Below are 22,305 nucleotides of genomic sequence, written 5' to 3' on the forward strand. Positions count from 1 at the left end.
GTGTTCGGCAAAAACATGGCGCTGGCCACACCGCGCCGCACGCCCGGCCCTCCTCCCGGTCCAGGCCCAAGCCCCAAGACCCCAAGCCCCAAGCCCTAAGCCCTAAGCCATGTGGCCGAAACGAAAACAGCCGGACTTTCGCCCGGCTGTCTTGAAGTGCTCGTCCTGCAGAATCAGGCTGCTTCGGCGGCGTCCGCTTCGGCGGCGACGCGGGCCTTGTCGGCTGCGCCCTTGGCATCGACGTCGCGATCGACGAATTCGATGACTGCAATCGCAGCGTTGTCGCCCTGACGGTAACCGGCCTTCATGATGCGAAGGTAGCCGCCGTTGCGCGTCGCATACCGCGTGGCAATGGCGTCGAACAGCTTGGCAACGACCGTGACGTCACGGATCTGCGAGATGGCCTGACGACGGGCGTGCAGGTCGCCGCGCTTTCCGAGCGTGACAAGCTTTTCGACGATCGGACGGATTTCCTTGGCCTTGGGCAGAGTCGTGATGATCTGCTCGTGCTGGATTAGCGAAGCCGCCATGTTGGCGAACATCGCCTTGCGGTGGCTGGCGGTACGGTTCAGCTTGCGGCCGGCTTTCTGGTGGCGCATGGCTATTCTCCTTTATGCAGGTGTCGCTCTCTCTGGAGGACCTGCCGTTTCCTGGCACATACAGGCACCACGCAATCGCTCGCCGGGCCTGCTGTTTGACGGGGAAAGGCAGAGTTTTGACCTGCCTTGTCTATTTTTCACATCGCGGAATGCGAGCGGACAACCGCTTCACATTGATCCTCATTCCGCGATCAATACTGGTCTTCGTAGCGCTTTGCGAGATCTTCGATGTTCTCGGGCGGCCATGCAGGCACTTCCATGCCGAGGTGCAGACCCATGGAAGCGAGAACTTCCTTGATTTCGTTCAGCGACTTGCGGCCGAAGTTCGGAGTCCGGAGCATTTCGGCTTCCGTCTTCTGAATGAGGTCGCCGATGTAGACGATGTTGTCGTTCTTCAGGCAGTTTGCCGAACGAACGGACAGTTCGAGCTCGTCCACCTTCTTGAGAAGCGCCGGGTTGAACGCGAGTTCGGTAACGGCTTCCTCTTCGGCTTCCTTCTGCGGCTCGTCGAAATTGACGAAGACGCCGAGCTGGTCCTGAAGGATACGTGCTGCGAAAGCAACGGCATCTTCACCGGTCACGGAACCATCGGTCTCGATCGTCATTGACAGCTTGTCGTAGTCGAGAACCTGGCCTTCACGGGTGTTTTCCACCTTGTAGGACACTTTCTTGACCGGCGAGTAGAGGCTGTCGACGGGGATGAGGCCGATCGGTGCATCTTCCGAACGGTTGCGATCCGCCGGAACATAGCCCTTGCCGTTGTTGACCGTGAACTCCATGCGGATCTCCGCGCCCTCGTCGAGCGTGCAGATTACGTGGTTGGGGTTCAGAATCTCGATGTCGCCGACCGTCTGGATGTCGCCAGCCGTGACCACACCCGGGCCCTGCTTGCGAACGACCATGCGCTTGGCATCGTCGCCGTCCATCTTGATGGCGATTTCCTTGATGTTCAGGACGATGTCGGTGACATCTTCGCGAACGCCCGGGATCGAAGAGAATTCATGCAGAACGCCGTCGATCTGCACGGCCGTAACGGCGGCCCCGCGGAGCGAGGAGAGGAGAACGCGACGCAGCGCGTTGCCGAGGGTCAGACCGAAGCCACGCTCGAGCGGTTCCGCGACAAGGCTGACCTTGGTGCGACCGGAAGACGTGAACTCGACCTTGTTCGGCTTGATCAGTTCCTGCCAGTTTTTCTGAATCATATGTTTTGCCTTCCGTTCGTTGCCACCATCCATTCGTGGCAACGGAGCCCTGAAGCGCCGGCGAGAGCGTTCTCCCGCCGGACCTGATGACGAATGCGTATCAGACGCGGCGCTTCTTGCGCGGACGGCAGCCATTGTGCGGGATCGGCGTCACGTCACGGATGGACGTGATCATGAACCCGGCGGCCTGCAGGGCGCGCAGAGCCGATTCACGACCGGAGCCCGGGCCGGTGACTTCGACTTCCAGCGTCTTCATGCCGTGTTCCTGCGCCTTCTTGGCAGCATCTTCGGCGGCGATCTGCGCGGCAAACGGGGTCGACTTGCGCGAGCCCTTGAAGCCCTTCGAGCCGGCCGACGACCATGCAATGGCATTGCCCTGCGCATCGGTGATGGTGATCATCGTGTTGTTGAACGACGAGTTCACGTGGGCGACGCCCGTCGAGATATTCTTGCGTTCGCGACGACGTACGCGTGTGGCTTCCTTGGCCATGTTTACCCTTTCACGGATCTCTGCACCGCCGTAATTCCAGCGGCTACACCGGGGAGCCCTGCTCCCCACTTTCATCAGCAATGCCGGAGCACCTCGAGAGAGGCTCGGCATCGCGGCGATATCATCGCTGCCGTATTTCCAGCAGCTCCACCGAACGACGGCACAAGCCGTCTTCGACATACCAAAAAGAGGCCGGTGCTTCGCACCAGCCTCCTCACCCCCGTTTCCGGGAGATTATTTCTTCTTGCCAGCAATCGCCTTTGCCGGGCCCTTGCGGGTACGGGCATTGGTGTGCGTGCGCTGGCCGCGGACGGGCAGCGAACGACGATGACGCAGGCCGCGGTAGCAGCCGAGGTCCATCAGGCGCTTGATGTTCATCGACGTTTCGCGACGCAGGTCGCCTTCGACCTGGTATTCGCGGTCGATGGCTTCGCGGATCTGAAGAACTTCAGCATCCGTGAGCTGATGCACGCGGCGTTCAGCCGGAATACCGACCTTCTCGACGATTTCCTGTGCGAATTTCGGTCCGATCCCGTGAATGTAGGTCAGCGCGATAACAACGCGCTTTGCCGTCGGGATGTTGACGCCAGCGATACGAGCCACGTCTGTTCTCCTTGCTTCCAGTTGCCATCCGGCAATAGGTGCTTCTATGCAGCCTTGAATAGCCGTCAGTTTCAATTTTCGTTCGGAACACGGGACAAAAGCCCAACCCGGACTTCACTCGTGAAATCCGCGCCATTCCCCTGCATGTTGCGAGTTAGCGCGGTCTTTAGACGGAATCGGCCGGAAAAGTCAACTCCCGGCCAGTCCTTTTCTTGTCCAACAAGGCGTTGCGCCCGGTATCGTCAAACTTCGGCTGCTGCCGAAGCAAGAATCTCGTTGATCTGTCGGGTCACTGTTTCGACCGGCGCCATCCCGTCAAGCGTCTTCAGCTCTCCGGTCCTTGCGTAATGCTGCGAAAGCGGCGCCGTCTTCTCGCGATATTCGACAAGACGCTTCTTAACCGATTCCGGATTGTCGTCCGAGCGAACTTTACCGCCGGCGGCCAGTGTTTCAGCGACTCGGTTCTCGATGCGCCGAAGGAGCGCCTCCTCGTCGACCTTCAGCTCGATAACGGCATCGAGCTTCAGGCCCTTCTCCTCGAGCATCCGGCCGAGTGCAACGGCCTGCGGGACCGTCCGCGGGTAGCCGTCGAGAATGAAGCCATGGGCGCAGTCTTCGGCGTCGATGCGGTCCGAGACGATCTCGTTCACGATCTCGTCCGACACGAGCTGGCCCGCGTCCATGACGGCCTTTGCGCGCTTGCCGACGTCGCTGCCCTCGGCAACGGCGGCCCGCAGCATGTCACCGGTCGACAACTGGGGAATGCCGAAGCGATCCACCAGAAGCTTGGCCTGCGTCCCCTTGCCGGCCCCGGGCGGTCCTAAAAATATCAGTCTCATCGGCCCCTCTTCCCTCCACGCAACTTCGACTTCTTGATCAGCCCCTCATACTGCTGAGCGATCAGATGACCCTGTATCTGTGCTACAGTATCAAGCGTCACGCTGACAACAATCAAAAGCGACGTACCACCAAGGTAGAACGGAACGCCGGTCTGGGCGATGACGAATTCCGGAAGAATGCAGACGAAGATCAGGTAGATCGCGCCGATCACCGTGATGCGCGTGAGGACGAAGTCGATGTACTCCGCCGTGCGCTCACCCGGACGGATGCCGAGGATGAAGCCGCCGTGCTTCTTCAGATTGTCGGCCGTATCCTTCGGATTGAAGACGATCGCGGTGTAGAAGAACGCGAAGAAGGCGATCATGGCCGCATAAAGGACCATGTAGAGCGGCTGGCCGTGCGCCAGCGAGCCGACGATCGTCGTCGCCCAGGCAGGAAGCGTCGCGCTGTTGGCGAAGCCGGCCAGCGTTGCGGGAAGCAGCAGAAGGGACGACGCGAAGATCGCCGGGATGACGCCGGCCGTGTTCAGCTTCAGCGGCAGGTGCGACGTGTCGCCCTGGAACATCCGATTGCCGACCTGGCGCTTCGGGTACTGGATCAGGAGGCGACGCTGCGCTCGCTCGACGAAGACGATGAGCGCGATGACAGCGACCACCATGATGATGATGCCGAGAATCAGCGGCGTCGAGAGCGCACCCGTCCGGCCGAGCTCCAGCGTGCCGGCAAGCGCGGTCGGCAGATGCGCGACGATCCCAGCGAAGATGATGAGCGAAATGCCGTTGCCGATCCCGCGGGACGTGATCTGTTCGCCGAGCCACATCAGGAACATCGTGCCGCCCAGCAGCGAGATGACCGTGGAGATGCGGAAGAACCAGCCTGGATCGTTCACGAGACCGTTGCCGCTCTCAAGCCCGACCGCGATGCCGTAGGCCTGCAGCAGGCCCAGGAGCACCGTCCCATAGCGCGTGTACTGGTTGATGATCTTCCGGCCCTGTTCGCCTTCCTTCTTCAGCTGCTCCAGCGAGGGGACGACCGAGGTCATCAGCTGAACGATGATGGATGCGGAGATATAGGGCATGATCCCGAGCGCGAAGATCGCCATGCGCGAGACCGCACCGCCGGAAAACATGTTGAAAAGCCCGAGAATGCCGCCGCTCTGACCCTGAAAGGCCTGGGCGAACGCGTCGGGGTTCAGGCCCGGAAGCGGAATATAGGTGCCGAGCCGGTAAACCAGCAGCGCGCCCAGCGTAAACCAGAGACGCTTCTTGAGGTCCTCTGCTTTCGCAAATGTTTTGAAATTGAGATTGGAGGCGAGCTGTTCCGCTGCAGAAGCCATGCGATTCTCCGCGTAGCCAGTTCCGAACCCGCGGCGTCAGACCCGGCCGACTCCGGAAAAGCTTGAATTACGTTTCTGCACGACCCCTGGAACCAATTCTTGTCCGTCGGCGATCATGCGCTTGTCGATCTCTTGGAGCGCAGGCCGCATCCGCTCACGAATGCCGCTCCCTGCCCTTCCCGTCCAGCCCGGAGATGCGGACCAACCGACCCCTCTCCCCTGCCTTCGTCGTCCTGCCCGCGCCGTGCGCGCGTCCTCCAGACGCAATAAACCGCCCGGTGTGTAACACTCCGGGCGGTTCGACTTCAAGATTATTCGCTGGCAGCGACAGGCTTGGCAGACAGCAGCTTGATGGAGCCGCCGGCCTTTTCGATCTTCTCGATCGCGGACTGCGAGGCACCGGCCACTTCGATGGTGACCTTGCCCGTCAGTTCGCCGTCCGAGAGAACGCGAACGCCATCGCGTGCACGGCGGATGATGCCGGCAGCCTTCAGAGCAGCGGCGTCGATCGTCGCGGAAGCGTCGAGCTTCTTGGCGTCGATGGCCGTCTGGATGCGAGCGAGCGACACGACAACAAAATCCGAACGGAAGATGTTGTTGAAACCGCGCTTCGGCAGGCGACGGTAGATCGGCATCTGACCGCCTTCAAAACCGTTGATCGCGACGCCGGACCGGGCCTTCTGACCCTTGACACCCCGGCCGGCCGTCTTGCCGGAACCGGAGCCGATACCACGGCCCAAACGCTTGCGCGCGTGGGTCGAGCCTTCGTTGTCCTTGATTTCATTCAGCTTCATGATGGTATCTCCCTCACTTCTCGTCGATAACGCGGACGAGGTGCTGGACGGACCGGATCATGCCGCGAACGGAAGGTGTGTCTTCCAGCGTGCGCACCCGGTGCATCTTGTTGAGACCCAGGCCGATCAGCGTTGCGCGCTGTACGGCGGGGCGGCGGATGGGGCTGCCGATCTGCTCGACAGTAACCGTCTTACCGGTGGTTTCAGTGGCCATCGTACGGACTCCCTTATTCTTCCGACGTGACGCCAGCCGCTTCGCGACGGGCCTGCAGCGTGGCGAACTTGAGGCCGCGCTGTGCCGCGATGTCCTTCGGGTGCATCTGGTTCTTCAGAGCATCGAAGGTGGCGCGGATCATGTTGTACGGGTTGGACGAACCGGTCGACTTGGCAACGACGTCATGCATGCCGAGCGTTTCGAAAACGGCGCGCATCGGACCGCCGGCGATGATGCCGGTACCGGCCTTGGCCGAACGCAGCAGGACCTTGCCGGCGCCGTGGCGACCGTGAACGTCGTGATGCAGGGTACGGCCCGAGCGCAGCGGGACGAAGATCAGCTCGCGCTTGGCAGCTTCCGTCGCCTTGCGGATGGCTTCCGGCACTTCGCGCGCCTTGCCATGACCGAAGCCGACGCGGCCCTTCTGGTCGCCGACGACGACGAGAGCAGCAAAGCCGAAACGACGGCCGCCCTTCACCACCTTGGCGACGCGGTTGATTGCTACAAGCTTGTCGACGAATTCGCTGTCGCGCTCTTCGCGGTTCTGGCGGTCATCGCGAGAACCTCTTCTTTCTTGTGCCATTGTCCTTTTCCTTTTTCTTTTCCGGGTGCAATCGGCAGATTGATCGGTGCCGCCCCTCGATGGGTCGAGAGTACGGCGAATTCCCGACACGGCTTCGGCCCGGATGTACCGGGCCGGCCCGTCGTGGAAATGGGAGCCTTACTTCGCTTCGTCAGATTCGGAAAGCCGGTTTGGCCTTCCTCCTCGACATTAGAAGTTGAGGCCACCTTCGCGGGCGGCTTCAGCCAGGGCCTTGATGCGGCCGTGATAGATGAAGGCGCCACGATCGAAGACAACGTCCTTGACGCCGGCTTCGGATGCACGCTCCGCAAGGAGCTTGCCGACGGCAGCAGCTGCCGCCGTGTCAGCGCCCGTCTTCAGAGACGTGCGCAGACCGGTGTCGAGCGTCGAAGCGGACGCCAGCGTCGTGCCGGCGACATCGTCGATGACCTGTGCGTAGATGTTCTTCGACGAGCGATGAACCGACAGGCGCGGACGGCCGTTGGCGACCGCCTTGATTTGACGACGAACGCGCGAAGCGCGACGTACAAGATTATCTTTCCTGCTAGCCATTTCGCGTGATCCTTACTTCTTCTTGCCTTCTTTGCGGATGATCCGCTCGTTCGCGTACTTGACGCCCTTGCCCTTGTAGGGCTCGGGGCCACGATATTCGCGAATCTCTGCGGCCACCTGGCCGACCTGCTGCTTGTTGATGCCCGAAACGACGATTTCCGTCGGCTTGGGAACAGCGATCGTGATGCCTTCCGGCGTCTGGTAGACGACGTCATGGCTGAAGCCGAGCGCCAGCTGCAGGTTCTTGCCCTGCAGGGCCGCACGATAACCGACGCCGTTGATTTCGAGCTTGCGCTCGAAGCCGTCCTTCACACCCTTCAGGATGTTCTCGACCATCGTGCGGGACATGCCCCACTTGGAACGAGCGTCCTTGGACTGGCTGACAGGCTCGACGACAACAGCGTTGTCTTCCAGCTTGACGGAGACTTCGTCGTTCGCAACGAAGAAGAGTTCGCCCTTCGGGCCCTTGGCCGTCACCTTCTGTCCATCGACAGTCGCGGTGACACCAGCGGGAACCTGAACGGGCTTTTTACCGATACGAGACATGTTTCAATCCTGTCTGTTCGTTCTGGAGGTCCCTGATCCGTATTAGAATACGGAGCAGAGAACCTCGCCGCCGACGTTCTGTTCACGAGCCTGGTGATCGGCCATCACACCCTTCGGAGTCGAAAGGATGGTGATGCCGAGACCGTTCGCGACCTGCGGGATGGACTTGACCGAGACATAGACCCGGCGGCCCGGCTTGGACACGCGGCCGATCTCACGGATCACCGATGCGCCTTCGTAGTACTTCAGCTCGATGTTGAGCTCGGACTTGCCGTTGTCGAAATCGACTTCGGAATAGCCGCGGATGTAGCCTTCCGACTGCAGCACGTCGAGAACGCGTGCACGCAGCTTGGAAGCCGGCGTCGTCACGTTCGTCTTGCGGCGTGCAGCGCCGTTACGGATACGGGTGAGCATATCGCCCAAGGGATCAGTCATTGTCATTTGCCCGTCTCCTTACCAGCTCGACTTCACGATACCCGGGATCTTGCCGAAGTTGCCCAGTTCGCGCAGGGCGATACGGGACATCTTGAGCTTCCGGTAGTAGGCGCGCGGACGGCCGGTGACTTCGCAACGGTTGCGAACGCGGGTCTTCGACCCATCACGCGGCAGGCTTGCCAGTTTCAGAGTTGCCTTGAACCGCTCTTCGATCGGAAGAGACTGGTTCATGATGGTCGCCTTCAGCTCGGCCCGCTTGGAGGCCTGCTGGGTAACCAGCTTGCGGCGGCGCTTGTTCTTTTCAACTGCGCTCGTTTTCGCCATGAAACGTAATCCTTCTGCTTGTCGTTACGGCTTACTGGCGGAACGGGAAGTTGAACTCTGTGAGCAGAGCCCGCGCTTCGTCGTCCGTCGTGGCCGTCGTGCAAACGATGATGTCCATGCCCCACATCTGATCGACCTTGTCGTAGTTGATCTCAGGGAACACAATGTGTTCCTTCACGCCCATGGCGAAGTTGCCACGGCCGTCGAAGGACTTCGGGTTCAGGCCGCGGAAGTCGCGAACGCGCGGAAGCGCGATGTTGATCAGGCGGTCCAGAAATTCATACATGCGGGCGCCGCGCAGGGTGACCTTCGCGCCGATCGGCATGTCTTCGCGCAGCTTGAAGCCGGCGATGGAGGTGCGGGCCTTGGTGACGACCGGCTTCTGGCCGGCGATCGCTGCAAGGTCGGCCGCTGCGATCGAAGGCTTCTTCGAGTCGCCGGTGGCTTCGCCCACACCCATGTTGATGACGATCTTGTCCAGCTTGGGGATCATCATCTCGTTGGCGTAGGAGAACTTCTCCCGGAGCGCCGGACGAATGCGGGCGACGTATTCGCTCTTGAGCCGCGGCTCATAGGTCTTGGTGTCAGCCATCAGATAACATCTCCCGAACGCTTGGCCACGCGAACCTTCTTGTCGCCATCGATGCGGAAACCGACGCGGGTCGGCTTGCCGTCCGTGTCAGCGATCGCGATGTTCGACAGGTGGATCGGGGCTTCCTTGTTGATGATGCCGGCTTCCTGGCTCTGGGTCTGGCGCTGGTGACGCTTCACCATGTTGACGCCACGCACGACAGCCTTGTCTTCCTTCGGCATGACCTGGATGACTTCGCCGGTCTGGCCCTTGTCCTTGCCGGCGAGTACGACGACCTTGTCGCCCTTACGAATCTTGTTCATCTCTAATCGCCCCTTACAGTACTTCTGGAGCCAGCGAGATGATCTTCATGTGGTTCTTGGCGCGAAGCTCGCGCGGAACCGGTCCGAAGATACGGGTGCCGATCGGCTCTTTCTTGTTGTCGATAAGAACGGCTGCGTTGTTATCGAAGCGGATGACGCTGCCGTCCGGACGGCGGATGTCCTTGGCGGTGCGTACGACGACCGCCTTCATCACATCGCCCTTCTTGACGCGGCCGCGCGGGATGGCTTCCTTGATGGAAACGACGATGACGTCGCCCACGGAAGCATACTTGCGCTTGGAGCCGCCCAGCACCTTGATGCACATGACACGACGTGCGCCGGAATTATCCGCCACGTCGAGGTTTGTTTGCATCTGAATCATGTCAGGTCGCCTTCTTGTTGTGACCGGACCGGTTGGGATCTCCTCATCGTGAAAGAGAGCCCCCTGTTCCGGCTTATGAAAATTTGCATGCGGCGCGCTGCACCCTCTTGCGAAGGGCGGCACGCCACAATGCTTTCAATGGCATTCCCAGTCCCTCGCCTCTTGAGAGAAACGGGCGGGACATGATGCGACAGCGCGGGATCGATCTTGCCAGGGTGGTTTCCTGAAAACAGGACCTTCCGTGCGCTCAAAGCAAAAGAACGCTCGTAACCCCGAGCGTTCCGTGGCTGCTTCATACAGAGATTCTCGCCGATTACAAGGGGCGAGGTCCGAAACCCTGGCCATTTCGACCAGAAGCGAGACACTGCCCGATGGTACGAAGACGCCGCGCATTCGTGTCCTGACGACACTGCGCGGCGCAATCGACGATCTGTCTGTTCGCTTAAGCCTGGGCGGAAATGACCGTCCAGCACTTGTCCTTGGAAATCGGCGCGCATTCCTGAATGGAAACGAGGTCGCCGACCTTAAACTGGTTCTTCTCGTCGTGCGCCTTGTACTTCTTGGAGCGACGGACGGTCTTCTGGAGGATCGGGTGCGCAAAGCGACGCTCGACCCGTACGACGACGGTCTTCTCGTTCTTGTCGGAGACGACGGTGCCCTGCAGAATGCGTTTCGGCATTTTTCTTGGTCCTTAGGCCTTGGCTTCTGCCGCCTTCTGGCGGGCAATGGTTTTGATGCGCGCGATGTCCTTGCGGACCTCGTTGATGCGCGACGACTTTTCAAGCTGGCCGGTCGCCTTCTGGAAGCGCAGGTTGAACTGCTCCTTCTTCAGCTTGGCAAGCTCGTCGTTGAGCTGGTCGGCGCTGAGCGCCCGAACGTCATTGGCTTTCATGGGGCTTCTCCTTACTCCGCAATGCGCTGTACGAAGCGCGTCTTGACGGAGAGCTTCGCAGCACCAAGACGAAGGGCTTCGCGTGCGAGCTCCTCGTTGACGCCATCGATCTCGAACATCATACGACCAGGCTTGACCTTGCACGCCCAGTATTCGACGGAGCCCTTACCCTTACCCATGCGGACTTCGGTCGGCTTCGCGGTAACCGGAACGTCCGGGAATACGCGGATCCAAACGCGGCCGGCACGCTTCATGTGACGCGTGATCGCGCGGCGGGCCGCTTCGATCTCGCGCGCATTCACGCGGTTCGGTTCGACGGACTTCAGGCCGAATTCGCCGAAAGCGAGATCAGACCCGCCCTTGGCTACGCCCTTGATGCGGCCCTTGAATTGCTTGCGATACTTCGTACGCTTTGGCTGCAACATTTTTTTAATTCTCCGATATTGGCTGCCAAACGCGACTGTTACGCGTTTTCACGACGGCGATCACGATCGCGATCGCGATCACGTCCGCCACTACCCTGACTGTCACTCTCGCTCGCACGGCGCTCGGAGGCCATCGGATCGTGCTCAAGGATTTCGCCCTTGAAGATCCAGACCTTGATGCCGCAGATGCCGAATGCCGTCACAGCTTCGGCAACACCGTAGTCGATGTCGGCGCGGAGCGTGTGAAGCGGAACGCGACCTTCGCGGTACCATTCCGTCCGAGCGATTTCGGCGCCACCCAGGCGGCCGGCACAAGTAATCTTGATGCCTTCGGCACCCAGACGCATGGCCGACTGAACCGAACGCTTCATCGCGCGGCGGAAAGCCACACGGCGCTCGAGCTGCTGGGCGATCGACTGTGCGACGAGCGTCGCGTCGACTTCCGGCTTGCGCACTTCAACGATGTTGAGGTGCGTTTCCGAGTTCGTCATCTCCGACAGCTTGCGACGCAGCTTCTCGATGTCTGCGCCCTTCTTGCCGATGATCAGGCCCGGGCGAGCCGAGTGGATCGTGACGCGGCACTTCTTGTGCGGACGCTCGATGACGACCTTCGAGATACCGGCCTGCTTGAGTTCGTCCATCAGATACTTGCGGATCTTCAGGTCTTCGTGCAGCAGCTTGCCGTATTCAGCATTGTCGGCGAACCAACGGCTATCCCAGGTCCGGTTGATACCGAGACGGAAACCGATTGGATTAATTTTCTGGCCCATTATGCGGCCTCCCCTTTGGCTTCCACTTCACGAACAACGATCGTCAAGTGCGCAAACGGCTTTTCGATCCGCGATGCGCGGCCGCGACCACGGGCGTGGAAGCGCTTCATCACCATCGACTTGCCAACGAAAGCTTCCGCGACGACGAGCGAGTCGACGTCGAGGTCGTGGTTGTTCTCGGCGTTTGCGATCGCCGATTCCAGGGTCTTCCTGACCGTGCCGGCAATGCGCTTGCGGGAGAATTCAAGTTCGGCCAGAGCGCGGTCGACCTTCTTGCCGCGGATCATCGCAGCAACGAGGTTGAGCTTCTGGGGGCTGACGCGGATCGTGCGCGCAACAGCCTGCGCCTCATTATCCGCCAGCCGACGTTCGGCTTTTGCCTTGCCCATCGTTACTTCCTCTTTGCCTTCTTGTCCGCACCGTGACCGTAGTAGGTCCGGGTCGGAGAGAATTCACCGAACTTGTGACCGACCATGTCTTCATTGACACTGACGGGAACATGCTTGGAACCGTTGTAGACGCCAAAGGTCAGACCGACGAACTGCGGCAAGATCGTGGAGCGACGGCTCCACATCTTGATGACCTCATTGCGCCCGCCTTCGCGAACCTTCTCAGCCTTCTTGAGAAGATAGCCGTCGACGAACGGACCTTTCCATACTGAACGAGCCATTTGTGACTACCTCTTCTTACTTCTTGCGCTGGTGGCGCGAACGCATGATGAACTTGTCGGTCGACTTGTTCGAACGCGTGCGCTTGCCCTTGGTCGGCTTGCCCCACGGCGTGACCGGATGACGGCCGCCCGAGGTGCGGCCTTCGCCACCGCCGTGCGGGTGGTCGACCGGGTTCATGACGACGCCGCGGTTATGCGGGGTCTTACCGCGCCAGCGGGTGCGACCGGCCTTGCCGTCGTTGATGTTGCCGTGGTCCGGGTTGGACACGGCGCCGATGGAGGCCAGGCAGGACGCATGAACAAGGCGCTGTTCGCCCGAGTTCAGGCGCAGGATCGCCATGCCCTGGTCGCGACCGACGAGCTGCACGTAGGTGCCTGCCGAACGGGCCATCTGGCCACCCTTGCCGGGCTTCATTTCCACATTGTGGATGATGGAGCCGACCGGGATGAACTGCAGCGGCATGGTGTTGCCGGGCTTGACGTCGACAGCCTTCTCCGAAGCGATGACCTTGTCACCGACGGCGAGGCGCTGCGGCGCAATGATGTAGGCCTGCGTGCCGTCGTCGTACTTGATCAGCGCGATGAAGGCCGTCCGGTTCGGGTCGTATTCCAGACGCTCGACCGTACCGTCCACGTCGAACTTGCGACGCTTGAAGTCGATCAGGCGATAGGTCCGCTTGTGACCGCCACCGATGAAGCGGGCGGTGATGCGGCCGAGGTTGTTACGCCCACCGCTCTTGGTGAGACCCTGTGTCAGCGCCTTGACCGGCTTGCCCTTGTAGAGCGAGGACCGGTCGACGATGACCAGCTGACGCTGGCTCGGGGTCGTCGGATTGAAACTTTTCAATGCCATTTTCTTGTTCCCTTTTGGGTCCTTACCCGGGGGTTATGAAACCGCTCTGGGTTTAACCTTTAGAGTCCGGTGGAGACGTCGATGGACTGACCGTCAGCAAGTGTGACGATCGCCTTCTTGACATCCCGCTGCCGGCCAGCGAAGCCGCGGAAGCGCTTGAGCTTGCCCTTGCGGAGAAGCGTGTTCACTGCCGTGACCTTGACGCCGAACAGAGCTTCGATGGCAGCCTTGATCTCAGGCTTCGACGCATCCTTGGCGACGTTGAAGATGATCTGGTTCTGTTCAGAAACCAGCGTGGACTTTTCGGTGATCGACGGAGAGAGGATCACATCATAATGGCGAAGATCCGTCACTTGAACCGCTCCTCCAGAGCCTCGATCGCATCCTTGGAAAGCACGAGCTTGCCGCGGCGCAGAATGTCGTAAACGTTGATGCCCTGGATCGGCAGAACGTCCACATTGGGGATGTTCTTGGCAGCGAGCTTGAAGTTGTTGTCCAGCTCGGCGCCGCCGATGATGAGGGCGTTGGTCAGGCCGAGCGATGCAAACGCACCGGACAGGGCCTTCGTCTTGGCTTCAGCCGCGACCAGGCTGTCCACGATGATCAGCTCGTCGGCCTTCATCTTGGCAGACAGGGCGTGACGCAGGCCGAGCGCGCGAACCTTCTTGGGAAGGTCGTGCTCGTGGCTGCGGGTGACCGGGCCGTGAGCCTTGCCGCCGCCGCGGAACTGCGGAGCGCGTGCCGAATGGTGACGAGCACGGCCCGTACCCTTCTGCTTGTACATCTTGGCGCCCGTACGGGAGACTTCGCCGCGCGTCAGGGTCTTGTGCGTGCCCTGCTGCTTCTTGGCGAGCTGCCAGCGGATAACGCGGGCGATCAGGTCCTGGCGAACGTCCAAGCCAAAGATGGCGTCGGACAGGGAAACCGTGCCTGCGTCCTTACCATCCAGTGTGGTGACGGTGAGATCCATTATTCGGCTCCCTCATGTGCTGCTGCGCGGACGCCGGCCGGACGCGGAGCGTTTTCCGGGATGCCGGCCTTGATGGCGTCGCGGACGACGATCCAGGAGCCCTTGGAGCCGGGGACGGCACCCTTGACGAGGATCAGACCGCGGTCTTCATCGGTGGATACGACTTCGAGGTTCTGGGTGGTGATGCGCGTCTGGCCCATGTGACCAGCCATGCGCTTGCCCTTCCAGACGCGGCCCGGATCCTGGTTGGAACCGGTCGAACCATGCGAACGGTGCGAGACCGAAACGCCGTGCGTAGCACGCAGACCGCCGAAGTTGTGGCGCTTCATGGCGCCGGCAAAGCCCTTACCGATCGAGGTGCCGGTCACGTCAACGAGCTGGCCCGTGACGAAGTGGCTCGCCGTCAGCTCGGAGCCGACATCGATCAGGTTTTCGGACGTTACGCGAAACTCGACAAGCTTGGCCTTCGGCTCGACGTTTGCAGCGGCGAAGTGGCCGCGCATCGCCTTGGGCGTGTTCTTGACCTTGGCCTGGCCTGCGCCGAGCTGCACGGCGACGTAGCCGTTCTTTTCTTCCGTGCGCTGGCCTACCACCTGGCAGTTTTCCATCCGCAACACGGTCACTGGAATGTGCTCGCCGGCGTCGTTGTAGACCCGGGTCATTCCCACTTTCTGTGCAATCACACCTGAACGCATCGGTTCATTCCTCTTCAGAGTCCCTGTCGGGGGAAACCCCTTCAGCCTCTTTGTTCAAGGCTTCCATCCGGCATTCGCGCCATTGGTCACCCGTTTCTGGAAGTCGTTGGACGGAATGTCCACGTACCTTCCTTGTTATATCCACCCGGTCCGAAGCGTTCCGGGAGGGGCCTTTAGAGCTTGATCTCGACGTCGACGCCGGCGGCCAGATCGAGCTTCATCAGGGCGTCGACCGTCTGCGGGGTCGGGTCGACGATATCGAGAAGACGCTTGTGCGTGCGCATCTCGAACTGTTCGCGGCTCTTCTTGTCGACGTGGGGCGACCGGTTGACCGTGAACTTTTCGATACGCGTGGGAAGCGGCACGGGGCCACGGACGCTGGCGCCCGTACGCTTGGCCGTCGACACGATTTCGCGCGTGGAGGCATCGAGGATCCGGTGATCAAACGCCTTGAGGCGGATGCGGATATTCTGGCCGTTCATTCGACTAGTCCTTTTTTTCGTATGGGCAACTGGCCATACGCCAAATCTTCAATTGTTACGGTCGGCCGCGTCTTGTCAAAAAGCGCAGGAACCGGGTTGTTAGCGCCCGGTCCCTGCTAGGTCAACGGCCTAGCCGCTGATTACTCGACGATCGAAGCCACGATGCCGGCGCCGACGGTSCGGCCGCCTTCGCGGATAGCGAAGCGCAGCTTTTCTTCCATCGCGATCGGAACGATCAGCTCGACRGCAACGGTGACGTTGTCGCCCGGCATGACCATTTCCGTGCCTTCCGGAAGCGTCACGATCCCCGTCACGTCCGTCGTACGGAAGTAGAACTGCGGACGGTAGTTGGTGAAGAACGGCGTATGACGGCCGCCTTCTTCCTTCGTCAGGATGTAGGCTTCGGCCATGAACTTCTTGTGCGGCTTGACAGAGCCCGGCTTGCACAGGNGCAACGGTGACGTTGTCGCCCGGCATGACCATTTCCGTGCCTTCCGGAAGCGTCACGATCCCCGTCACGTCCGTCGTACGGAAGTAGAACTGCGGACGGTAATTCGTGAAGAACGGCGTATGACGGCCGCCTTCTTCCTTCGTCAGGATGTAGGCTTCGGCCATGAACTTCTTGTGCGGCTTGACAGAGCCCGGCTTGCACAGGATCTGGCCACGTTCAACGCCGTCACGGGTGACGCCGCGAACGAGTGCGCCGATGTTGTCGCCGGCCTGGCCCTGGTCGAGCAGCTTGCGGAACATTTCAACGCCGGTCACCGTCGTCTTCGACGTCGCGCGGATGCCGACGATCTCGACTTCTTCACCGACCTTGACGATGCCGCGCTCGACGCGACCGGTCACGACCGTACCACGACCCGAGATCGAGAAYACGTCTTCGATCGGCATCAGGAACGGCAGGTTGATCGGACGCTCCGGCGTCGGGATGTACGCGTCRACGGCGGCCATCAGTTCGCGGATGGCGTCTTCGCCGATCTTCTTGTCGCTGTCTTCGAGMGCAGCCAGWGCCGAGCCCTTGACGATCGGAATGTCGTCGCCGGGGAAGTCGTARGACGACAGAAGYTCGCGCACTTCCAGCTCRACGAGCTCGAGAAGTTCGGCGTCATCAACCTGGTCGACCTTGTTGAGGAAGACGACGATCGCGGGAACGCCGACCTGACGGGCGAGCAGGATGTGCTCGCGGGTCTGSGGCATCGGGCCGTCGGCAGCCGAGCAGACCAGGATCGCGCCGTCCATCTGCGCTGCACCGGTGATCATGTTCTTGACGTAGTCGGCGTGGCCGGGGCAGTCGACGTGCGCGTAGTGGCGGGCCGGCGTTTCATATTCGACGTGRGCCGTCGAAATGGTGATGCCGCGGGCCTTTTCTTCCGGAGCGGCGTCGATCTGGTCGTACGCCTTGAACTCGCCGAAGTACTTCGTGATCGCTGCCGTCAGCGACGTCTTGCCATGGTCGACGTGACCGATCGTTCCGATGTTCACGTGCGGCTTGTTGCGTTCAAACTTGCTCTTTGCCATNCGTGATCGCTGCCGTCAGCGACGTCTTGCCATGGTCGACGTGACCGATCGTTCCGATGTTCACGTGCGGCTTGTTGCGTTCAAACTTGCTCTTTGCCATGGGTATGTTTTCCTGTGATCAATGAGATACGGCCCGGCAGGCCAGTGTGCCGCCGGCCGGTTTGGGGAGGCGTTTAAGGGTTTCGCAAGAATTGCGCAAGGCCTATTTGCGCGGGAGGGACAGGCCGTCGTCTCACCCGCGAGATGCGGGCTTTCGACGCTGCAAATGGGAGTGCCCCGCGGCAATTGCAAGACGGTCGCCCACGCCGGACGATCGCCACAAACACGCAGCTGAGCTTGGAGGCAGCCGGGAGGCGGCAGGAAATCCTGCGCCTGCGTGGCGTGCATCATGGCATTAAGGTGAGCGAAGCGAACCCGTCGCTTCGCGACGCCCTGTGACCGTTTAATCGTGCTGTGAAATCTGGAGCGGGTAGCGGGAATCGAACCCGCGTATTCAGCTTGGAAGGCTGCTGCTCTACCATTGAGCTATACCCGCGGGGTCTTGATCCGTGCGACAGAATGGTGGAGGGAGTTGGATTTGAACCAACGTAGGCTGAGCCAACGGATTTACAGTCCGTCCCCTTTAACCACTCGGGCATCCCTCCAGTATTCCGTCGGGATCAAGCGACCAGTCGATCTTCGGAAGCGGCTGTTTGTGCCGCCCCTTGATCTGCGCCGGGTATATGACCGCCCCGTTTCCTCCTGTCAACACGACGTTGGCAGTTTTTTCAAAAGTGGGAAATCGTCCACAGCAAGGCGCATCGTCTCCCGATGCATGCCCGGGCATTCCTCCTGCGACGTCTCGACCGATGCGCCGCACGCGCTCGCGGGGAAAATGGTTTCCCTGCCGGCCCGCGCTCGATATAACGCCCGCATGAGCAAAGATCCTTCCGGCGACAAGAGCGCCAAAGACACCCATTACGCAACCCTGCGCCGCGCCCATCGCGATCAGAAGCGCGAGCGCGGAGAAATCCCGACGCCGCCGGAGGACCGTCGCCGACAGATGGCGGACGCCAAGGGCGCAAAGGGCGGGAAGGCCGCATGGCAGGCGCCGCCGCTCGCGCCTGACCAGGTCCAGCTCTACGGCATCCATACAGTCAAGGCTGCACTTGCCAACCCGGAGCGCAAGATCGTCAGCCTTTCGGCGACCCTCAATGCGCTCGTCCGTCTTGAGATCGAGAACACCGATGCCCTGCCCTTCCCGGTGGACATCGTCTCTCCCCAGATGCTCGACAAGATCCTCGGGCCGGACGCCATCCACCAGGGCGTCATGCTGGAAACAAAGCCTTTGCCGGTCCGCCGCCTGTCCGCGCTGAAGGACAGTCCGCTGATTCTCGTCCTCGACCAGGTGACCGACCCGCACAATGTCGGCGCCGTGCTCCGTTCGGCCGTGGCGTTCGACGCGGGTGCCGTCATCACGACGATGCGGCATAGCCCGACAGAGTCGGGCGTCATGGCAAAATCGGCGTCCGGCGCGATGGAGTTGATCCCCTACATCCAGATCACCAACCTCGCCGACGCGCTGGAAGAATTGCACGGCCTCGGCTTCCACTCGATCGGCCTTGATTCGGAAGGCCCGGCGCCGCTTGAAGAAACCTTCGTCGGCGACCGCGTCGCGCTGGTGCTGGGAGCCGAAGGCAAGGGCCTGCGCCAGAAGACTCGCGATACGGTCTCTGCGCTCGCACGCCTCGACATGCCCGGCGCCATCAAATCCCTCAATGTCTCCAACGCGGCAGCCATCGCGCTCTATGCCGCGCGCGCGCATCTCAAACGCTAGCCCGGGCCTCGCGCCCGCGCATTTCCGCTTTACACGCCGGAGGAATCTGCTAATTCCTCCGCTGCTGCCCTTATAGCTCAGTTGGTAGAGCACCTGATTTGTAATCAGGGGGTCCCGGGTTCGAGTCCTGGTGGGGGCACCAACACACCTTCAGATTTGTCACCACTACAGCCGCTGAGCAGCCGAGAGCCCTCTCGTGCCGGCGTTCACTCACGTCGTCGCCATTGCCGGCATGGTGGGCCACAGGGCCAAACTTCTATCTCGCTTCTGCCTTACAGAAGGCATCCTTCCGGTTGTCCGCAAGCTTCGCTTCAGCCAGAGCGCTTAAGCTCACCTGCACAATCGGGAGAGACGGGTGGCATCGGACGATATCTGGCGGACAGCTTGGGCCATTGTTGCCGAGCACATGACACGGGGCGAGACGGATCCGACCAAGATGGTCGCGGACGGCATCCGGCGCGAGCGTGCGCACTGGCTCGGGACAGGCAATCTTGGAATCCATGTGCCCGAGGCGGACCATGCGCAGGATAAGGCGGCGCAAGACGACCTTACGATCGATCGTCCGGCCCGCGATGGCAGGGTGTACGACGAGAGAGCGGAATGCGGGATCGGCAGCAACTGAGCATCGGCACCCTCCCCGGCTCAACGTCCCCTTCTGGATCCTGTCGGCACGTGCAGGCTGCGCGAGCGTCCCGGCGACATCGTGGATCCCGTTGACCCTTACACCCGCCCCTGTGCTCTTGCGCCTCCGTCGACCCCTGTTAGGTTGTCGCGGTTGCGGTGCTGCAGACTCACTGTTCTGACATCTCTGGGAGGCAAATGATGAAAAACGGGTATCGCATCGGTGCGGTGTTGCTGGCTGCGGTGCTGATGGCCGGCTGCGGACCGACAAAGCCGCAGTTTCAGGTTGCCGTCGAGACGATGAAGGGCAGCAAGCGGGCACGGGACAAGGTCACGGCCGACTGCATCGCCGGGTTTACGCAGACGGGCGTCCAGGGCGCCGCGTTGGTACTCGACGTGCCGGAGAAGGATGCCAAGCGGGTTGCGTGCCAGCGCATGGTCGCTGCCATCACGGCCGGTCGCCTGGATTACGAGGATCTCCAGTCGATGATTGCCAAGCGGCCGACGGCGAAGGTCGTGCGGGTGATGCAGAACCGCTGACGCCGGCAGCAGGAGCAGACGTAGCGGCGCAGAGGTGCCGGCACTCGTCGATGCCGCTCTGCCCGCCGCATCGACCGGACCGAGGAACGGGTCTCCCGGCCCGGCGTCCGGCCGCCGCGCAAGCGCACGCCGGTCGGGAACGATGTGGGGATGTCGTCGTTAGCGTCGGAACGCTTGAAGGAGACCTCCATGTCCGATGCCCACCGACCGACCCCGCCCCATCCCGAACAGCAACAGGCACCGCCCGGGCTGACGCGCCTGATGGATCCCCTGCCGGACCACGGCGAGAAGACCTACAAGGGCAATCATCTTCTCAAGGATAAGGTTGCTCTCATTACGGGCGGCGATTCGGGCATCGGACGGGCGGTGGCCATTGCCTACGCCCGTGAAGGCGCCGACATCGTCATTTCCTATCTCAATGAAGACGAGGATGCGGAAGAGACCGCCAAATGGGTTCGCGAGGCCGGACGCAAATGCGTGGTGGTCCGCGGCGATATCCAGTCGGAGGAGCACTGCATCGCTCTGGTCGACCAGACCGTCCGCGATCTCGGACGCATCGACATCCTGGTCAACAATGCCGCATTCCAGCGCACCTATGCGGATATTGCCGATATCACGGCTGACGAGTGGGATACGACCTTCCGCACCAATATTTACGCGTCGTTCTTTCTCTCGAAAGCCGCGGTTCCGCATATGAAGCCCGGCAGCTCGATCGTGAACACGACGTCGATCCAGTCCAAACAGCCCTCGCCGCAGCTTCTGGCCTATGCTTCCACCAAGGGCGCGATCCTGAATTTCACGGCCGGTCTTGCCGAAATGCTGGCCGAGAAGGGAATCCGCGTCAATGCGGTGGCGCCGGGTCCCATCTGGACACCTCTCATTCCCTCGACGATGCCCCCGGAAAAGGCGGCGCAGTTTGGCAAACAGACCCTGATCGGCCGTGCCGGACAGCCGGCGGAGCTCGCCGGCGCGTATGTGCTCCTCGCGTCCGAACTCGGCAGCTACATGACGGGCGCGGTCGTGCCGGTGACCGGCGGCGAGATCATGATCTAAAGCGCGTCGCGTGAAAAAGGGTTCACGCAACGCGCTTTAGCTTCCTGTTTTGATGCATGTCGTTTCCCGAAACCGCTGTACACTTTCGGGTGTACACTTTCGGGCGACATGCATGGTCGGTCGCCGACCATCGAGATGGGAACAGCTGCTCGCCGTTTCTGGAAGCGCTTGAGACGAGACGCCGCGTGCCTCAGGGCGCGCGGCGTTTTCGATGGGGTGTCAGCACGACCTCATCGACATGAGCGCCGTTTGATTCCAGCGGTCGTAAGCGCCGCTTTCTTTTCGCTATCTCTTTCATACAGCGGGATTTTATGCATGATGACGCTCGGCCGGCCTCGGCCCCGGCCGCCTCGGCGGCGCGTCCAGACAATGGCAAGGCACCCTATGCTACGCACCTTCGAGACGATCGCCTTTGCCCCATCGCCGGCAGAGGAAGCGCAGAGAGCGGCAGCAGAACTGACGGCTATCTATGGCAATGCGGATCCGGAAGCGGCCGACGTGATCGTGGCGCTCGGGGGCGACGGCTTCATGCTCCAGACGCTTCACCAGACCATGAACACCGGCAAGCTCGTTTACGGCATGAACCGCGGCTCCGTCGGGTTTCTGATGAACCGCTACAGCACGGCAAACCTGCGGGAGCGGCTGGAAAATGCCGTGGAAAACGCCTTTCGTCCGCTCGAAATGCAGACGCGCGACAGCGAGGGCCGCAGCTTCAGCGCCCTTGCGATCAACGAGGTCTATCTGTTCCGGCAATCCTATCAGGCCGCCAAGCTGAAGATCACCGTCGACGGACGGGTGCGCCTGGAAGAGCTGATCTGCGACGGCATTCTTCTTTCCACGCCTGCCGGATCCACGGCCTATAATCTCTCCGCCCACGGCCCCATCCTGCCGCTTGAGGCGCCACTTCTGGCCCTGACGCCGGTCAGTCCGTTCCGCCCACGGCGCTGGCGCGGGGCTCTGCTGCCCAACAAGGTGACGGTGGAGATCGAGATCCTGGAAACGGACAAGCGGCCGGTCAATGCCGTGGCCGATCATGTCGAAGTCAAATCGGTCGTGTCGGTTCGTATCGCCGAGTCCGAGGAAATGACGGCCCGCATCCTTTCGGATCCCGACTACTCCTGGTCCGACCGCATTCTGGCCGAGCAGTTTTCCAACTGATTCGATTCGCGAAGAATTTTATGGCAGGCTTACGCAGTGGGAGGG

32 protein-coding genes, 3 tRNA genes and 3 pseudogenes are annotated in these 22,305 nt (G+C 61.3%); 6 read left to right on the forward strand and 32 right to left on the reverse strand.

All coding sequences use genetic code 11. The features are described 5' to 3' along the window. Positions 1-173: 173 nt before the first annotated feature. From rplQ to ASG25_RS01250, 32 genes and pseudogenes are all read right to left on the reverse strand, one after another. Complete coding sequence (gene rplQ / locus ASG25_RS01105; RefSeq protein ID WP_062468252.1) at positions 174-599, reverse strand: 50S ribosomal protein L17; 426 nt, start codon at positions 597-599, stop codon at positions 174-176. Between the two features lie 191 nt (positions 600-790). After that, positions 791-1,801, reverse strand: a complete 1,011-nt coding sequence (locus ASG25_RS01110) for a DNA-directed RNA polymerase subunit alpha (protein ID WP_062468254.1) — start codon at positions 1,799-1,801, stop codon at positions 791-793. Positions 1,802-1,901: 100 nt separating this feature from the next. After that, positions 1,902-2,291 carry a 30S ribosomal protein S11 gene (rpsK, locus tag ASG25_RS01115; RefSeq protein WP_062468256.1) on the reverse strand — a complete coding sequence of 130 codons (390 nt, stop codon included), beginning with the start codon at positions 2,289-2,291 and terminating at the stop codon, positions 1,902-1,904. Between the two features lie 234 nt (positions 2,292-2,525). After that, on the reverse strand, positions 2,526-2,894 hold the full coding sequence (gene rpsM / locus ASG25_RS01120; protein WP_062468258.1) for a 30S ribosomal protein S13: 369 nt from the start codon (positions 2,892-2,894) through the stop codon (positions 2,526-2,528). A gap of 242 nt (positions 2,895-3,136) precedes the next feature. Beyond that, the gene (locus ASG25_RS01125; RefSeq protein WP_062468260.1) at positions 3,137-3,733 is read right to left on the reverse strand and encodes an adenylate kinase; all 597 of its coding nucleotides are present in this window, start codon (positions 3,731-3,733) and stop codon (positions 3,137-3,139) included. Next, the gene (gene secY / locus ASG25_RS01130) at positions 3,730-5,070 is read right to left on the reverse strand and encodes a preprotein translocase subunit SecY (RefSeq protein WP_062468262.1); all 1,341 of its coding nucleotides are present in this window, start codon (positions 5,068-5,070) and stop codon (positions 3,730-3,732) included. Before secY ends, ASG25_RS01125 begins: the two co-directional genes overlap by 4 nt. A gap of 311 nt (positions 5,071-5,381) precedes the next feature. Continuing rightward, complete coding sequence (gene rplO, locus ASG25_RS01135; RefSeq protein ID WP_062468264.1) at positions 5,382-5,864, reverse strand: 50S ribosomal protein L15; 483 nt, start codon at positions 5,862-5,864, stop codon at positions 5,382-5,384. A gap of 13 nt (positions 5,865-5,877) precedes the next feature. Beyond that, positions 5,878-6,078 (reverse strand): 50S ribosomal protein L30, encoded by a 201-nt coding sequence (gene rpmD, locus ASG25_RS01140; RefSeq protein ID WP_062468266.1) that lies wholly within the window; start codon positions 6,076-6,078, stop codon positions 5,878-5,880. A 13-nt stretch (positions 6,079-6,091) separates the two neighbouring features. Then, complete coding sequence (gene rpsE / locus ASG25_RS01145; protein ID WP_062468268.1) at positions 6,092-6,661, reverse strand: 30S ribosomal protein S5; 570 nt, start codon at positions 6,659-6,661, stop codon at positions 6,092-6,094. 189 nt (positions 6,662-6,850) lie between these two features. Beyond that, positions 6,851-7,213 carry a 50S ribosomal protein L18 gene (gene rplR / locus ASG25_RS01150; RefSeq protein ID WP_062468270.1) on the reverse strand — a complete coding sequence of 121 codons (363 nt, stop codon included), beginning with the start codon at positions 7,211-7,213 and terminating at the stop codon, positions 6,851-6,853. Positions 7,214-7,225: 12 nt separating this feature from the next. Further along, a complete protein-coding gene (rplF, locus tag ASG25_RS01155) occupies positions 7,226-7,759 on the reverse strand; it encodes a 50S ribosomal protein L6 (RefSeq protein ID WP_062468272.1) in 534 nt (177 codons plus the stop codon). A gap of 42 nt (positions 7,760-7,801) precedes the next feature. Continuing rightward, positions 7,802-8,200 (reverse strand): 30S ribosomal protein S8, encoded by a 399-nt coding sequence (gene rpsH / locus ASG25_RS01160; protein ID WP_062468274.1) that lies wholly within the window; start codon positions 8,198-8,200, stop codon positions 7,802-7,804. Positions 8,201-8,212: 12 nt separating this feature from the next. After that, the gene (gene rpsN, locus ASG25_RS01165; protein WP_062468276.1) at positions 8,213-8,518 is read right to left on the reverse strand and encodes a 30S ribosomal protein S14; all 306 of its coding nucleotides are present in this window, start codon (positions 8,516-8,518) and stop codon (positions 8,213-8,215) included. A gap of 31 nt (positions 8,519-8,549) precedes the next feature. Further along, entirely contained in the window at positions 8,550-9,110 is a 561-nt protein-coding gene (rplE, locus tag ASG25_RS01170) for a 50S ribosomal protein L5 (RefSeq protein ID WP_062468278.1), read from the reverse strand. Beyond that, positions 9,110-9,412 (reverse strand): 50S ribosomal protein L24, encoded by a 303-nt coding sequence (gene rplX, locus ASG25_RS01175; RefSeq protein ID WP_062468281.1) that lies wholly within the window; start codon positions 9,410-9,412, stop codon positions 9,110-9,112. The genes rplE and rplX overlap by 1 nt, the downstream gene beginning before the upstream one ends. Before the next feature lie 13 nt (positions 9,413-9,425). Further along, complete coding sequence (rplN, locus tag ASG25_RS01180; protein WP_062468282.1) at positions 9,426-9,794, reverse strand: 50S ribosomal protein L14; 369 nt, start codon at positions 9,792-9,794, stop codon at positions 9,426-9,428. Positions 9,795-10,236: 442 nt separating this feature from the next. Further along, complete coding sequence (gene rpsQ / locus ASG25_RS01185; protein WP_062468284.1) at positions 10,237-10,473, reverse strand: 30S ribosomal protein S17; 237 nt, start codon at positions 10,471-10,473, stop codon at positions 10,237-10,239. A gap of 12 nt (positions 10,474-10,485) precedes the next feature. Then, the gene (gene rpmC / locus ASG25_RS01190) at positions 10,486-10,686 is read right to left on the reverse strand and encodes a 50S ribosomal protein L29 (protein WP_062468286.1); all 201 of its coding nucleotides are present in this window, start codon (positions 10,684-10,686) and stop codon (positions 10,486-10,488) included. Between the two features lie 11 nt (positions 10,687-10,697). Continuing rightward, complete coding sequence (gene rplP / locus ASG25_RS01195) at positions 10,698-11,111, reverse strand: 50S ribosomal protein L16 (RefSeq protein ID WP_062468288.1); 414 nt, start codon at positions 11,109-11,111, stop codon at positions 10,698-10,700. Between the two features lie 38 nt (positions 11,112-11,149). Then, positions 11,150-11,881: a 30S ribosomal protein S3 gene (gene rpsC, locus ASG25_RS01200; RefSeq protein WP_062468290.1), complete on the reverse strand. Its 732-nt coding sequence runs from the start codon at positions 11,879-11,881 to the stop codon at positions 11,150-11,152. Further along, positions 11,881-12,270, reverse strand: a complete 390-nt coding sequence (gene rplV / locus ASG25_RS01205) for a 50S ribosomal protein L22 (protein WP_062468292.1) — start codon at positions 12,268-12,270, stop codon at positions 11,881-11,883. Before rplV ends, rpsC begins: the two co-directional genes overlap by 1 nt. A 2-nt stretch (positions 12,271-12,272) precedes the next feature. Next, positions 12,273-12,551, reverse strand: coding sequence for a 30S ribosomal protein S19 (gene rpsS, locus ASG25_RS01210; protein ID WP_056335754.1), 279 nt, complete (start codon positions 12,549-12,551; stop codon positions 12,273-12,275). Positions 12,552-12,567: 16 nt separating this feature from the next. Further along, entirely contained in the window at positions 12,568-13,404 is an 837-nt protein-coding gene (gene rplB, locus ASG25_RS01215; protein WP_062468294.1) for a 50S ribosomal protein L2, read from the reverse strand. 59 nt (positions 13,405-13,463) lie between these two features. Next, positions 13,464-13,757 carry a 50S ribosomal protein L23 gene (locus ASG25_RS01220; protein ID WP_062468296.1) on the reverse strand — a complete coding sequence of 98 codons (294 nt, stop codon included), beginning with the start codon at positions 13,755-13,757 and terminating at the stop codon, positions 13,464-13,466. Beyond that, positions 13,754-14,374: a 50S ribosomal protein L4 gene (rplD, locus tag ASG25_RS01225; RefSeq protein ID WP_062468298.1), complete on the reverse strand. Its 621-nt coding sequence runs from the start codon at positions 14,372-14,374 to the stop codon at positions 13,754-13,756. Before rplD ends, ASG25_RS01220 begins: the two co-directional genes overlap by 4 nt. After that, positions 14,374-15,069 carry a 50S ribosomal protein L3 gene (gene rplC / locus ASG25_RS01230; RefSeq protein WP_062468299.1) on the reverse strand — a complete coding sequence of 232 codons (696 nt, stop codon included), beginning with the start codon at positions 15,067-15,069 and terminating at the stop codon, positions 14,374-14,376. The genes rplD and rplC overlap by 1 nt, the downstream gene beginning before the upstream one ends. A 173-nt stretch (positions 15,070-15,242) precedes the next feature. Then, positions 15,243-15,551, reverse strand: coding sequence for a 30S ribosomal protein S10 (gene rpsJ, locus ASG25_RS01235; RefSeq protein ID WP_003507767.1), 309 nt, complete (start codon positions 15,549-15,551; stop codon positions 15,243-15,245). Between the two features lie 140 nt (positions 15,552-15,691). Then, positions 15,692-16,001: pseudogene (gene tuf, locus ASG25_RS21975) on the reverse strand (elongation factor Tu); the annotation flags it as partial. 1 nt (position 16,002) lies between these two features. Next, a pseudogene (tuf, locus tag ASG25_RS01240) lies at positions 16,003-17,072 on the reverse strand (elongation factor Tu); the annotation flags it as partial. A gap of 1 nt (position 17,073) precedes the next feature. Then, positions 17,074-17,172: pseudogene (locus ASG25_RS23650) on the reverse strand (GTP-binding protein); the annotation flags it as partial. Between the two features lie 361 nt (positions 17,173-17,533). Then, positions 17,534-17,607: transfer RNA gene (locus ASG25_RS01245), tRNA-Gly, on the reverse strand. 24 nt (positions 17,608-17,631) lie between these two features. Then, a tRNA-Tyr gene (locus ASG25_RS01250) sits at positions 17,632-17,716 on the reverse strand. Between the two features lie 269 nt (positions 17,717-17,985). Between ASG25_RS01250 and ASG25_RS01255 the strand changes: the two genes are divergently transcribed. From ASG25_RS01255 to ASG25_RS01280, 6 genes are all read left to right on the forward strand, one after another. Beyond that, complete coding sequence (locus ASG25_RS01255; RefSeq protein ID WP_062471841.1) at positions 17,986-18,888, forward strand: RNA methyltransferase; 903 nt, start codon at positions 17,986-17,988, stop codon at positions 18,886-18,888. A gap of 66 nt (positions 18,889-18,954) precedes the next feature. Continuing rightward, positions 18,955-19,030 (forward strand) — tRNA-Thr (locus ASG25_RS01260). A 213-nt stretch (positions 19,031-19,243) separates the two neighbouring features. Further along, a complete protein-coding gene (locus ASG25_RS01265; protein WP_062468301.1) occupies positions 19,244-19,510 on the forward strand; it encodes a hypothetical protein in 267 nt (88 codons plus the stop codon). Between the two features lie 197 nt (positions 19,511-19,707). Continuing rightward, the gene (locus ASG25_RS01270; protein ID WP_062468303.1) at positions 19,708-20,049 is read left to right on the forward strand and encodes a hypothetical protein; all 342 of its coding nucleotides are present in this window, start codon (positions 19,708-19,710) and stop codon (positions 20,047-20,049) included. 189 nt (positions 20,050-20,238) lie between these two features. Then, positions 20,239-21,102 (forward strand): SDR family oxidoreductase, encoded by an 864-nt coding sequence (locus ASG25_RS01275; RefSeq protein ID WP_164490743.1) that lies wholly within the window; start codon positions 20,239-20,241, stop codon positions 21,100-21,102. A gap of 384 nt (positions 21,103-21,486) precedes the next feature. Further along, a complete protein-coding gene (locus ASG25_RS01280) occupies positions 21,487-22,260 on the forward strand; it encodes an NAD kinase (RefSeq protein WP_062468305.1) in 774 nt (257 codons plus the stop codon). Positions 22,261-22,305 lie beyond the last annotated feature (45 nt).

Source organism: Rhizobium sp. Leaf384, assembly GCF_001424065.1.
In the GTDB taxonomy this organism is placed as follows: Bacteria; Pseudomonadota; Alphaproteobacteria; order Rhizobiales; family Rhizobiaceae; genus Ferranicluibacter.